Annotated in this window: 11 protein-coding genes and 1 riboswitch; of the genes, 6 read left to right on the forward strand and 5 right to left on the reverse strand. The window is 63.5% G+C overall.

All coding sequences use genetic code 11. The features are described 5' to 3' along the window. The first annotated feature begins 153 nt into the window (after positions 1-153). Positions 154-1,911 (forward strand): APC family permease, encoded by a 1,758-nt coding sequence (locus tag I7X13_RS16640; RefSeq protein ID WP_233454821.1) that lies wholly within the window; start codon positions 154-156, stop codon positions 1,909-1,911. Between the two features lie 168 nt (positions 1,912-2,079). Here the strand turns inward: I7X13_RS16640 and I7X13_RS16645 are convergent, their stop codons facing one another. Next, positions 2,080-4,335, reverse strand: a complete 2,256-nt coding sequence (locus I7X13_RS16645) for a TonB-dependent receptor (protein ID WP_198076334.1) — start codon at positions 4,333-4,335, stop codon at positions 2,080-2,082. Positions 4,336-4,397: 62 nt separating this feature from the next. After that, positions 4,398-4,501: riboswitch (TPP riboswitch) on the reverse strand. A 161-nt stretch (positions 4,502-4,662) separates the two neighbouring features. Here I7X13_RS16645 and I7X13_RS16650 point away from each other — a divergent pair. Continuing rightward, positions 4,663-4,887: a hypothetical protein gene (locus I7X13_RS16650; protein ID WP_198069903.1), complete on the forward strand. Its 225-nt coding sequence runs from the start codon at positions 4,663-4,665 to the stop codon at positions 4,885-4,887. A gap of 87 nt (positions 4,888-4,974) precedes the next feature. Here the strand turns inward: I7X13_RS16650 and I7X13_RS16655 are convergent, their stop codons facing one another. The 3 genes from I7X13_RS16655 to pnuC form a co-directional block, all read right to left on the reverse strand. Next, positions 4,975-5,391 carry a GNAT family N-acetyltransferase gene (locus I7X13_RS16655; protein ID WP_198076335.1) on the reverse strand — a complete coding sequence of 139 codons (417 nt, stop codon included), beginning with the start codon at positions 5,389-5,391 and terminating at the stop codon, positions 4,975-4,977. Between the two features lie 18 nt (positions 5,392-5,409). After that, positions 5,410-6,888: an aldose epimerase family protein gene (locus I7X13_RS16660; RefSeq protein ID WP_198076336.1), complete on the reverse strand. Its 1,479-nt coding sequence runs from the start codon at positions 6,886-6,888 to the stop codon at positions 5,410-5,412. A gap of 116 nt (positions 6,889-7,004) precedes the next feature. Beyond that, entirely contained in the window at positions 7,005-7,652 is a 648-nt protein-coding gene (gene pnuC, locus I7X13_RS16665) for a nicotinamide riboside transporter PnuC (RefSeq protein WP_198076337.1), read from the reverse strand. Between the two features lie 73 nt (positions 7,653-7,725). On the opposite strand from pnuC, the gene I7X13_RS16670 reads away from it, so the two are divergent. Together I7X13_RS16670 and I7X13_RS16675 are read left to right on the forward strand one after the other, a co-directional pair. Next, complete coding sequence (locus I7X13_RS16670) at positions 7,726-8,058, forward strand: rhodanese-like domain-containing protein (protein WP_198076338.1); 333 nt, start codon at positions 7,726-7,728, stop codon at positions 8,056-8,058. Between the two features lie 63 nt (positions 8,059-8,121). Further along, entirely contained in the window at positions 8,122-8,910 is a 789-nt protein-coding gene (locus I7X13_RS16675; protein WP_198076339.1) for a YqjF family protein, read from the forward strand. 5 nt (positions 8,911-8,915) lie between these two features. Here the strand turns inward: I7X13_RS16675 and I7X13_RS16680 are convergent, their stop codons facing one another. Beyond that, positions 8,916-9,434 (reverse strand): hypothetical protein, encoded by a 519-nt coding sequence (locus I7X13_RS16680; RefSeq protein WP_233454822.1) that lies wholly within the window; start codon positions 9,432-9,434, stop codon positions 8,916-8,918. A 174-nt stretch (positions 9,435-9,608) separates the two neighbouring features. Here I7X13_RS16680 and I7X13_RS16685 point away from each other — a divergent pair, with 174 nt between their 5' ends. Continuing rightward, positions 9,609-10,427, forward strand: a complete 819-nt coding sequence (locus I7X13_RS16685) for a helix-turn-helix domain-containing protein (RefSeq protein ID WP_198076340.1) — start codon at positions 9,609-9,611, stop codon at positions 10,425-10,427. A gap of 62 nt (positions 10,428-10,489) precedes the next feature. After that, the gene (locus I7X13_RS16690) at positions 10,490-12,037 is read left to right on the forward strand and encodes an FAD-dependent monooxygenase (RefSeq protein WP_198076341.1); all 1,548 of its coding nucleotides are present in this window, start codon (positions 10,490-10,492) and stop codon (positions 12,035-12,037) included. The last annotated feature ends 83 nt before the right edge of the window (positions 12,038-12,120 follow it).

Here is a 12,120-nt window from a genome sequence, read left to right on the forward strand (position 1 = left end):
TAACAGGCTGACCGGAGCCGCCGGAGGTTGGCAGGGCCGGGCGGCAGACGAGGTAGCCGGCTTACATTTCGGCACTTTTACCAGGCTGGCAGACGGCTGCTCGCTTGCCGGCTTCGTTAAAAGCCTACTGCCCTTCTTTCTGCTCGCCGCGCCATGCCCAACCCAATGCCCACCCATCATCCCGAAAAGCTCAACGAGCTGGAAGCTACCGCTATTTGCGGCAACGACATATCATCGTCGTGCCTGTATGTGTCGGCGCTGGCCATTTCCTACGCCGGGCAATATGCCTGGCTGGCGCTGCTGATAGTGGGCATCGTGTTGTTTCTGTTTCGCAAAATCTATGGCGAAGTGGTGGGGGCCCTGCCCCTGAACGGCGGGGCCTACAACGTGCTGCTGAATACCACTAGCAAGCGCAACGCCGCGCTGGCGGCATGTCTCACCATCCTGTCGTACATGGCCACGGCCGTGCTATCGGCCAACGAGGCCATGCAGTACCTGCACACGCTGTGGCATGGGCTGCCCATTATCGGAGCTACCATGGGGCTGCTGGGGCTGTTTTTGCTGCTCACCATTTTGGGCATGTCCGAGTCGGCCATCGTGGCGGTCATCATTTTCATTACGCACCTTACTTCTCTCACGCTGCTGGTGGGGGTGGCGGGGTGGTACCTGGCCACCCACGACCTGCACACCCTGGTGCTCAACTTCCAGGTGCCGGTGAAGGGCGGCAGCATTCTGAATGCGCTGTTTTTCGGGTTTAGTGCGGCCATGCTGGGCATTTCGGGGTTCGAGAGCTCGGCCAACTTCGTGGAAGAACAAGCCCGGGGCGTGTTCCAGAAAACGCTGCGCAACATGTGGGTGGTGGTCACGGTGTTCAACCCGCTCATTGCGTTTCTGGCGGTAGCGGTGCTGCCGCTGGCGTCCGTGGGCCAGCACACCGAAACGCTGCTCTCGTACCTGGGCACCGTCACGGGCGGGCCGTGGCTGGGCACGCTGATTTCGGTGAATGCCGTGGCCGTGCTGAGCGGGGCCGTGCTCACGTCCTTCGTGGGCGTGAGCGGCCTGATGAAGCGCATGACCCTGGACCGCATCCTCCCGCAATTTTTTCTGAAGGAAAACGGCCGGGGCAGCAACTACTTCATCCTGCTGGCCTTTTTCCTGCTCTGCATTTCGGTGCTGCTCATCACCAACGGGCAATTGGGGCCGCTGGCGGGCGTGTACACCATTTCGTTTTTGTCGGTGATGGCCTTCTTCGCCCTCGGCAATTTCCTGCTGAAGGGCAAGCGGCCCAACCTGCCGCGCCCGGTGGTGGCGGGCATCGTCACAGTGACGCTGGCTCTGGCCGGTGTGCTGCTGGCTCTGTTCGGCAATGTCAAGATTCACCCCGAGTACCTGATTGTGTTCCTCGAATACTTCCTGCCGGCCCTGGCAATAGTTTCCATCATGCTCAACCGCATTGCCATTCTGCGGCTGCTGCTGCTGGCGGCCGAGTGGCTGGTGCAACACCTGCCGCGGGTGGCGCGCCTGGCCCGTCTCAAAATTCAGCGGCACCTGCGCGAGCTGGCCCGGCAGGAATTCGTGTTTTTTACGAAAGGCGACAACGTGGCCAACCTCAACAAGGTGATGACTTACGTGGTCGAAAACGAATTTACCAACCGCCTCAAAATCGTCACCCTGCTCCAGCCCGGCGAGAAATACCCCGAGGAGCTGCTAAACGACATCAAAGTGCTGGACCGTGCCTACGAACAGATTGAAGTCGACTTCGTGACGATGGAAGGCCACTTCGGCCCGACGCTGATTGAGGAGTTGTCGAAGCGCTGGAACATCCCCAAAAACTTCATGTTCATCGGCTCGCCCGGCGACCGGTTCCCCTACCAGATTTCGGAACTGGGCGGCGTGCGGCTCATCATCTGAACCACGGATTCATTCGGATTTCACGGATTTTGTGGACAGCAATATAGAGCTTATAGTAAATCTGCACAGAATCAACAAAAAAGGCCACTCATTGAGCGGCCTTTTTTGTTGGAATACTACGTTGATAAATCGTCCACGAAATCCGAAAAATCCGAATGAATCCGTGGTCTAGAAACGCAGATTCAGCGAAGCCAGGAAATTGGTCTTGGCTTGTGGATAAACGTAGTTGAAATACTGTGTCTGGCCGCCGTACACGTAGCCGTAGGTGTAGCCGTTATTCACGTACTCGGTGGCGAAAACGTTGTTGACCAGCAGGGCCATTTCTACTTCGCGCAGGCCAGCGAAGGCCGCCGGGTGCCAGAGGTAGCGCAGGCGCACATCCTGCACGTAGTAGGGCGCGATGCTGCGGCTCGCGGTGCTGGTGTTGTCGAGGTACTGGCGGCCGGCGTAGCGGGCCAGCGCGGCCAGTTTCAGGCCGGCCACGGGCTCCACCTCGGCGGTGTACGCGGCGGTGAGGTCGGGCGAGAAGGCAATGTTGGTTTGCTTGAAATACGTGGCCTTCTCGCCACCCTGGTCGTAGTCGGCCAGGTAATCGGTGTAGTTGTTGATTTTATTGCGGCTGGCCGTGGCCGTGGCCGTGAGCGTGAACTTAGACACCGGCTGCCAGGCAAGCTGGCCCTCCACCCCGGCGCGGTACGAGTCGGCCACGTTGGTATGAATGGGGTTGCCCACATCATCGAGGTGGCCCGACAGCACGAGTTGGTTGCGGTAGCGCATGTAGTAGCCGTTCAGGCTGGCCTGCACCTTGCCGGCGGTGCGGCGCAGGCCGGCTTCGTAGTTGAACAGCGTTTCGGCGGTGGGGCGGCGCTCGGCGGGCGTGTCGGTGTAGTCGGTGCGGGTGGGCTCGCGCTGCGCCACGGCAAACGAGGCGTAAAGCTGCGTGCTACCCGTGAGTTGATAGGTGAGGCCGGCTTTCGGATTCAGAAAGCGAAAGTTGATGGCTTGCTGGCTCTTGGCACCGTCGGGGCGGCCATCGGGCGCAAACAGCTCGTAGCGCACGGTGCGGTACTGCAAGTCGCCGAAGATGCCCAGCGCGTCGGTCAGGCTCACGTTGGCGCGGGCATAGACGTTGAAATCCGTCTTGTGGGCGTTGGGCTCGTCGTAGTAGCGGGTGCCGGTTTCGGGGATGTTGAGGCCGCGCTGGGCCCAGGTCAGCTCATCAAAATGCTGCCCCCGGTAGCCCACGAATGCGCCGCCCAACGTGGCCTCGGTCAGGCGGCCGGTGGTGGGGCGCAATTGCAGGGCGTAGGTAGCGCCGTATAAATCGGTCTTGAGCCAGCGCCGGCGAATAACGTCGGTACTCGTGAGCGTATCGAGGCTGCCACTGGCATTGGGCTGGAAAGCAGGCCCGCCGATGCCGTACTTGGCGAAGCCCTGGTTGGCTTTGTATTCCTCGTAATAGCCGCCGCCCCGCGTCCAGAACGGCGTTACGCTCAGGTTGAGGGTGCTGGTAAGCTGGCGCGAAATCAGGAACTGGTAGTAGTCCTGCTGGTAATTGTCGGTCTGGTTTTTATAGCCCGGCTGGTGCTGGCCGGCGTCGGTGCCGGCTTCGTTGTAGCGGCGGTTTTTGTGCAGCAGCGAATCGGCCAAGCCGTACCAGCTTTGGTAAGTGGTTTCGTAGCCGGTGAGGACGAGGGCGCGCAGCAGGGTCTTTTCGTCGGAATACGTACCGGCCAGGTACAGGCTTTTCAGCCGGCTCCAGCCCCGGTCAATATACCCCTCACTCTGCACCCGCGAAGCGCGGGCATCCACTGTGAAGTGACCGTTTATCAGCCCGGTGCCAGCCATAATGGTCGATTTCCAGGTGCCAAACGAGCCCGCCGAGTTGTTCACCTCGGCGTAAGCTTTGGAGCGCAGGCCCAAGGTTTCCACATTCAGGCTGGCCCCGAAGGCACCCGCGCCGTTAGTGCTGGGCCCGGCCCCGCGCTGCACCTGAATGCTCTGGGTGGATGAGGCCAAATCCGGCAAATCGACGAAAAACACGCCGTGGCTTTCGGCTTCGTTCACCGGCACGCCGTTCAGCGTCACGTTGATGCGGGTGCCGTCGGTGCCCCGAATGCGGATGCCGGTGTAACCTACGCCAGTGCCCGCGTCGGAGGTCGTGACCACGCTCGGCGTCTGGTCGAGCAGGTAGGGAATGTCCTGGCCGAAGTTGCGGGCCTGCAGCTGGTCGCGGCTCACGTTCTGGTAGGTAGTGCCGGTTTTGTCGGTGGCGCGGGTGGCCGTCACAATGGCCCCGGGCGTGAGGATGCGACGGGCAATGGCCGTATCAGTGGGCACGGTGCCGGACGCGGGGACTTGCGCCCACGCCGGCGCGGCGGCCAGCGCGCACAGCGCCACCCCCGCAAGGAGTACAGTTTTCAAAAAAGAGTTGGGTAAAAAGTGGAACGCGCCGTCGCCCCAGGGGTCGGAGCGGCCGCGGAATCGTCCGTGGATTGTTTATTCCCTTCGCCGGCATTACCCGGTTCAGGTTCGATGGGTATCATCTCAGCCGATGTCGTGCACAACATCAGCACCCCTAAACATGGCGCAAAGATATAACCTGCCGCTTTGGGGCGCATCTTTTTTATTTTTCAGGACGGGCGCAGGCGGCGGTTTGCTGACTGTCAGTTAATTTAGGGACGTCGGCCGGCAGAACGCCGGGCCGGGGGCCTACGTTATAGACTCCGCACCGCTTTAGCCGCTTTCGCCATGTTCAGCTTAGTCTACGCCGTCGCCTTTTGCGCCTTCTTCCTGTTTGTGCTGGTGCTGCCGCGCCGCCGCCGCGTAGTGCCCCCGCCCCCGCCCAGCGACGGCGACGACGATGGCGGCGAGCCCCACGACCCCGGTCTGCCCGACCTCGACCTGCCCCCCGGCATCTCGCGCCCCATCAATGACTGGGAACCAGACTACAACCGCCGTAGGGTAGAGATTTAGGATGCGATTTCAGAACAGCGGAGTTAAAAGGCTAAAGCCCCGTCGAACGCGGATTTAGCCTTTTACTCCGCTTTGTTTATGGCTTGCTCATAGCGCCACGGCCATGCGCACATAGGCCACGGGGCCTTTGTAAAACGTTTCGCCCTCGGGCCGCAGTCCGAACCGGGCGTAGAAACCGGCGCTGTTCTGCCGGGCATCGCACCAGATGCGGGCAGCGCCCAACCGCAGGGCCTCGCCAAAAACATGCCGGAGCAGCGCGCTGCCGATACCCTGCCCCTGGCAGTCGGGCCGGGTGGCAAACTTGCGAAAACGGGCCGTCTCATTCTCCACGAACAGGGAGATTACCGCCACCAACTCCTCTTGTCGAAAAGCGCCGAAGTGGTGGCCCGTGCTGTCATCTTCAATTTTGACGTAGGCCAGGGGCTTATCGGGCCACAGCACCTGGTGGCGCAAGGCATACGTGTCCTCCGGCCGGATGAGGCAGATATCAAAAGAGTCGTGCATTGGCTAACGGCACTGAAATCAGCCGACGGTGATGGTGTAGGCGGCGGTGAACGTCTGGCCGGGCTCCAGGGTCAGGATGCCTTCTTTCTGGCTTAGCTCGCCGGGCTTGCCGGCGGCGCTGGCAATGCCGTGCCAGGGCTCGACGCACACAAAATTGGCGCCCGGACCTTTGGTCCAGAGGCCGAGGTAGGGAAAGCCATCGAACTGGAAGCGCACGAAGTGGGCCGACTTATGCGAGCGCAGCGTGAGGCCGCTGAAATCGTAGTGCTTGAACACCAGCGCGTCATCGGCAAACAGGTTGTAGCTCAGGGGCAACTCCCGTTCTTCGGTGAGCACGGGAGCAGTTTGGCCCGTGAGCAGGCCGCCCTGCAGCAGGTGGCGCTCCAGGGTCACGGGGTGGTCGAATTCGAAGTAGTAATCCTCGAATTTTTCATCCGGCAGCAGCGGGCAGCGCACGGCCGGGTGCGCCCCAATGCTGAAAAGCAGCGGTGCATCGGTGGCCGGGTTGCGCACGTCCCAGCGCACGGTGAGCTCGGTGTCGCGCAGGGTGTAGGTGATGGTGAGCTCGAAGGCGAAGGGGAATACGACGCGGGTGGTTTCGTCGTGGTGCAGGCGGAACACCAGCTCGGTGGCCGTGTGGCGCACCACGGCAAACTCCTGGTCGCGGGCGAAGCCGTGCTGCGGCAGCTTGTAGTGGCGGCCTTCGTAGGAGTAGGCGTCATCGGGCAGGCGGCCCACCAGCGGGAACAGCACGGGCGCGTGCCGGGCCCACACGGCGGGGTCGGCGGGCCAAATGTATTCGAGGGCGTTGACGGTGGTGCGCAGGCTGGTGAGCTCGGCTCCGTGGGCGGCAAACGTGGCCTGGCAGGCGGGCGTGCTGAGGGTGTAGTGGGCGGGACGGTAGGCCATGCGGGGTTCTTCTAAAATAGGAGCAGAATCAGCGGCAGAATATTGGGCGGCCGTGCGCAGCAGCTCATCTACCAGAAAGCGGGCCTGGGCAAAGCGGCGCTCGCCGGAGCCGGAAATTTCGGCAAAGTTGGACATGCGCTCGCTCAGCTCGCGGCGGTAGAGGTCGTAGAAATGTTGGCGCAGGTGCGGGTGCTCGCGCAACGGGTCGGGCTCCCAGGGCAGGTCCACGCCCATTAGCAGGGCCAAGTCGTACTGCTGCTGGTCGATGGTGCGCAGAATCCACTCGGGGCAGGAGCCGAAAGAATGCTCGGACCAGATTTTTATCACCAGCAGGTCGCTGTCGCAGAAAAACAGGCCGTTGCGGGCGCGGGTTGCGGCTTCGGCTTCGGCGGCGAGCTGGCCGCGGGCTATTTCCTCCAGGTCCTCGGGGGTATAGTGCGGGCCGGACAGGGCCAGGTATTCGCGGGCAAACTCGGGGGCAAAGGAGGTGCCGTAGTGCGCCGCCAGCTGGGCGGCCAGCGTCGATTTGCCCGTGGACTCGGGGCCGGTGAGAGAAACGCGCAGCAACGTATTGGGTGGGTGGGGCAACGGACGCGGTGAAAGAGGAAACAGCGGGCAGGCAAGCGTCGGGAGTCATCATCTGGGTGGGATGACGCGGGTGTCCCCCGGCGCAATTAATCAATTTATCAGCGGGCCGAAACCGCTCATACGGCAGCCGGTGTGGATGGTACGGCAGTGGGGTGCACTAATTCGCGCCGCCACTGCCAATAGCCGTAGGCGGCCAGCCCCAGGTAGAGCGCATAGAGCAGGCTGGTAGGGTAAAGGTCTTTGTACCAAAGCACGGGCACGTAAATCAGGTCGACCAATATCCAGATGAGCCAGTTTTCGAGGCGCTTGCGGGTGAGCAGATACTGGGCCACGATGCTGCCGGCGGTGGTGAAGCTGTCGAGGTGTGGCAGCGAGGCATCGGTGTTATAGTGCAGGTAGTAGCCGAAGCCCAGGGTGAAGGCCACGGCGAAGGCCAGGCCCGCCAGCCACTCGCGGCGGGTGGCGTGCGTCACGCCCAGCTCCGTGGCGTTGCGGCCGCCGTACAGCCACTCGTACCAACCGTAAATGCTGAGGGCGATGAACAGAACCTGGAGGTAGCAGTCGGAATAGAGCCGCGCCCGGTAGTAGACAAAAACGTAGAGCAGGCAGCTGATGATGGCCACCGGGAAGTTCCAGATGGACTCGCGCGCGGCCAGCCACACGCAGGCAAACCCCGTGGCCACGGCCACCAGTTCCAGCGCAGTGGTGGCGTGCCAGTACTGCACAAACGAAGTCGGAATATTGAGCAATAAAGGAGCAAACACGCGGGCACGGCCTGGTATGAAGCCGCAAGGTAGAACGCGACGGGCCTATTTTTACGGCTTCAATCCCCGCTCCATGTCCAGCTCCGCCCTAGAAATCAGCCCCGAAGACCTGCACCGCCGCCTGCAAGCCGGCGACGACATTCAGCTCATCGACGTGCGCGAGGAAATGGAATTCGAATATTGCCACCTGCCCGGCAGCCTGCTGCTGCCCCTGGACGAGCTGCCGCGCCGCGCCGCCGAAGTCCGCACCGAGGGTCCGGTGGTGGTTATTTGCCACCACGGGGTGCGCTCGGCCCACGCCCTGGGCTACCTGCGCCAGCGCCTGGGCCGCACCAACGTCATCAACCTGCGCGGCGGCGTGGCCGCCTGGGCCGAGCGAGTCGACCCGGCGTTTCCCACGTATTAGGGCCAGCCGCGGCCGCCACTTGCCGGGGTTCGTTGTTATCCCTGCTAACCGCTGCCGCTCTTCATGCCCGCCTTCCCGCTGCCCACCAGTCCCCTCCCTGCCCCCAACGCCCCTACCCTTTCGGACCGGTTGGCCCTGCGCGAGCGGCCCGAAGGCCTGCCCCTGCTGCGCCAGCAGTGGAGCGAGCTGCTTTTTCTGCACTGGGCCGTGCCGGCCGAACTACTGCAGCCGCACCTGCCGCCCCGCCTCAAAATTGACCTGCACGAAGGCATGGCGTGGCTGGCCGTGGTGCCGTTTCAGATGAGCAAGGTGCGGACCCGCCTCACGCCCGAGGTTCCGGGCACCAACGCCTTCCTGGAGCTGAATGTGCGGACTTACGTGCATCTGGACGGCGTGCCGGGCGTGTGGTTTTTCTCGCTCGATGCCACCAGCGCGCTGGCCGTGTGGGTGGCACGCACGTTTTTCCGGCTGCCCTACCTGCGGGCCGATATGCGCATGGAACGGCCCAGCGCCGATTTGCGGCAGTTTACGGCCACGCGCACCCACGGTGGAGCGCCGGCCGCCAGCTTCCGCGCCACCTGGAAAATCGGCGCGCCGCTGCCGCCCGCGGAGCCGGGCTCACTGGCGTTCTTTCTCACCGAGCGGTACGCCCTCTACACCAGCAACAAGGCCCGCACCAAGCTCTACCGGGGCCGGGTGGCGCACACGCCGTGGCCGCTCAGCACCGCCCAGGTGCTGCACCTGGAGTCGAACCTGATTGAGGGGCATGGCCTGCCCACGCCGGCCGGCAAGCCTGTGGTGCACGCCGGTGGCCCCGTGAGCGTGGAGCTGTGGCCCATGCAGCAGGTGTAGCACGGCTACTCCCGCAGCCAACGGGTCATTTTTGGGAAGCCTTCCGTCGTCGTTAGTCCCATCCAGACCAGCAAGGGCAGGCCGGGATAGATGCCCTGGCGAAAATTGTTCAAAATCCAGTTGCTGGCGTTGCGGTAGCCGTCGGGGTGAAACACGATTTCGGGTGGCATTCCGATGACCTCGCTGGCAGCATAAGACCAGAGCATGGCCACGATTTCCTCGCCATCGATGCCGTTTTGGTCGGGTTTGCCGGCCATCACATTGCCTGCCAGCTGGGCGCGCTCGGCGGCGGGCGTCACGGCCAGGTGGCCGGCCTCGTGGAGGATGTCGCCGGGGTAAAGCAGCTTGGCCGGGTCAATCAACAGGCCGCCGTTTTCGATGAGGATGCCGGGCAGGAAGGTCTCGACGCTCAGCTCAACTTCCTGGGTTGGGATGCCGATTTCGGCCAAAAACTGCCGCATGGCGGGCAGGTGGGCGAGGGCGGCCGCATCAGCGGGCAGAGAGGCGGCGGGATGATTAGACATGACGAGCAATATGGCGTTGGGCCAAACTTACGGCGACGGCCGCTTCGGCAGTGGCGCAGGCTTCCTGAAGCAGCCCCAAAGCCGGTGCTGCTATTTGGCTAATGGCAGCCATTGCAACCGCCACTGCGCCCGGGCACACCTTGCCCGCCGGGCAGTTTCCGGCTATCTTTCAGCATGCAGCACCAGGAATTTGCGCCTCCCGAAGAACTTCGAAATACCATCAAGTGCTTCTGGCACAACCGCCGGGATTTCGGCGACCTTCCATCGACGTTCGAGGTACAACCGGATGGCTACGCGGAAATTATTTTTCAATTCGGCAGTGCCTTGAGCATTGCGACCCCGGCCGGCTGGCAGCCTCTGGCTTCCCCGTTTCTGATGGGGCTGCTCAACCAGCCGGCGCTTTTGCGCACAGCAGGCCCGCTCGAAATTATCGGTGTTCGGTGCTTTCCCTGGACGGTGTTCGATGTGCTGGGCCTGCCGCCCAACAAGGCCGGCGGGCGCCTCGTGGAACACCCCATCGCCCAGCTGCAAGCCCCGCTGGCTGAACTGATGCAGGCGGGCCGGCTGGCCGAGGCACTGGCGCAGCTAACCGGGTATTTCCTACAGGCCGGATTGCCGGGCACCGACGACCCGCTGCTGCTAAAAGCGGGCGCGGCAATGCGCGAAGCCAACGGCACCCTGCCGGTAAGCCAGGTAGCGGCCGCAGCCCACGCCACGGTCCGCACCCTGGAGCGGAAGTTCAAGCAGGCGGTGGGCCACACGGTGAAGGACGTGGCCGGCCTGATGCGCTTCGAGCAGGTGCGCAACCAATTGTGGCGGCACCCGGCGGCCAGCCTGGCCGGCCTGGCGCAGGAGCTGGGCTACGCCGACCAGGCCCACCTCAGCCGGGAATTCAAGCGCTACAGCGGCACGACGCCCGCCGCCTTCGCCCGCCAAGCCCGGCACGGGCAGCAGGCCATCAGCCACGATTTTGTCGCGTTTGTACAAGCCTAACGCCGGGGCCTTCCGGAATTTTGTGCGGCAAATTATTCACCCCGAAAGCCGCCCTCAACCGCATGGAATCCGCCCAAAATCAATTGGTTTACGATGTTATCATTTCCGGGGCCGGGCCGGTCGGGCTGCTGCTGGCCTGCGAGCTGGCCCTGGCCGGCTGCTCCGTGTTGCTCCTGGAAAGAGCCGAAAACCCGCACTCGCCCCTCAAGCAGCTACCGTTTGGAATACGCGGGCTCTCGGCCCCCACCATTGAAGCGCTTGACCGCCGGGGGCTGCTGCCGGAGCTGGAACTGCACAAGCGCCTGAAGAGCCCCCACCAGCACGCCGGGGAAGGGGCTCGCCGGCAGGTAGGGCACTTCGCCGGCATTCCTTTTCACGAAGGCGATATCGACTTCACGCAGTGGAAAAATCGCCTGCCCGGCTCGACGCCAACCAGCCTGATTTCCGAAATGCAGGAGCTGGAAACGGTGCTGGCCCGCCGCGCCGAAACCCTGGGCGTGGTCATCAGACGCGGCCTGGCCCTGACGGGCTTTCAGCAAACCGCAGATGCGGTGACTGTTCAAGCCGGCGACCATTCCTTTACCGGCCACTGGCTGGTGGGGTGCGATGGCAGCCGCAGTGCGGTGCGCAAGCTGGGCGGGTTTGATTTTGCCGGCACGGAGCCGGAATTCACCGGTTACACCGTGAAAGCGGACCTCGCCGACCCTGAGAAACTCCGGCCCGGCCGCAACCTGACGCCCAGCGGCATGTACCTGCAATCGCAGCCCGGCTACCTGATGATGCAGGACTTCGACGGCGGCGCGTTTCACGATGCCGGCCAGCCCATCACGCCCGAACACGTGCAGGAAGTGCTGCGCCGCATCTCGGGCACCGATGTGACCGTCAGCGCCCTGCACACCGCCACCACCTGGACCGACCGGGCCCGGCAAGCCACCGCCTACCGCCACGGCCGGGTGCTGCTGGCCGGCGATGCTGCGCACATTCATTCGCCCCTTGGCGGCCAGGGCCTGAACCTGGGGCTGGGCGATGCCATGAACCTGGGCTGGAAGCTCGCCGCCACCATTCGGGGGCAGGCCCCTGCCGGCCTGTTGGACAGTTACTGCGCCGAACGGCACCCCATTGGGGCGCAGGTGCTGGATTGGTCGCGCGCCCAGGTGGCTCTCATGAACCCCACCCCGCAGGCCCGCGCCCTGCAGGCCATCGTGCGCGACCTGCTGAATACGCGCGACGGGGCCACCTACTTCGCCGGCCGGGTGTGGGGCATTGCCACGCAGTACGACTTCGGAGCCGGCCACCCGCTGGCAGGCCGTAGCGCGCCCAACGTTGAGCTCGAAGACGGAACGACAATGGGCGAGCTCCTGCACGACGGCCAAGGAGTCCTGCTTGATTTCGATAGAACGGCATCTCTCAAGGCATTGGCCGGCGCCTATAGCAAACAGCTGAAGTATGTTTCGGGCCGGGCAAAAGACCAGCTAGGCTTACGCGCCGTTTTGGTACGCCCCGACGGTATTGTTGCCTGGGCTTCAGCCGCCGATGAGGCCCTGGATGGCAACGACTGGCAGCAGGCAGCCGCGCGCTGGTTTGGGGGCCGCGCCGGAGCGGAGCAGTAGGCCGCAAGGGCACTGCTTCAGCAAACGGCAGGCTTGCGGCTGTTAGCACCCAAGGCCTCGCACAACAGGCCGTAATTTTGGGA

The sequence above is a fragment of the Hymenobacter negativus genome (assembly GCF_016056375.1).
Taxonomy (GTDB): Bacteria; Bacteroidota; Bacteroidia; order Cytophagales; family Hymenobacteraceae; genus Hymenobacter; species Hymenobacter negativus_A.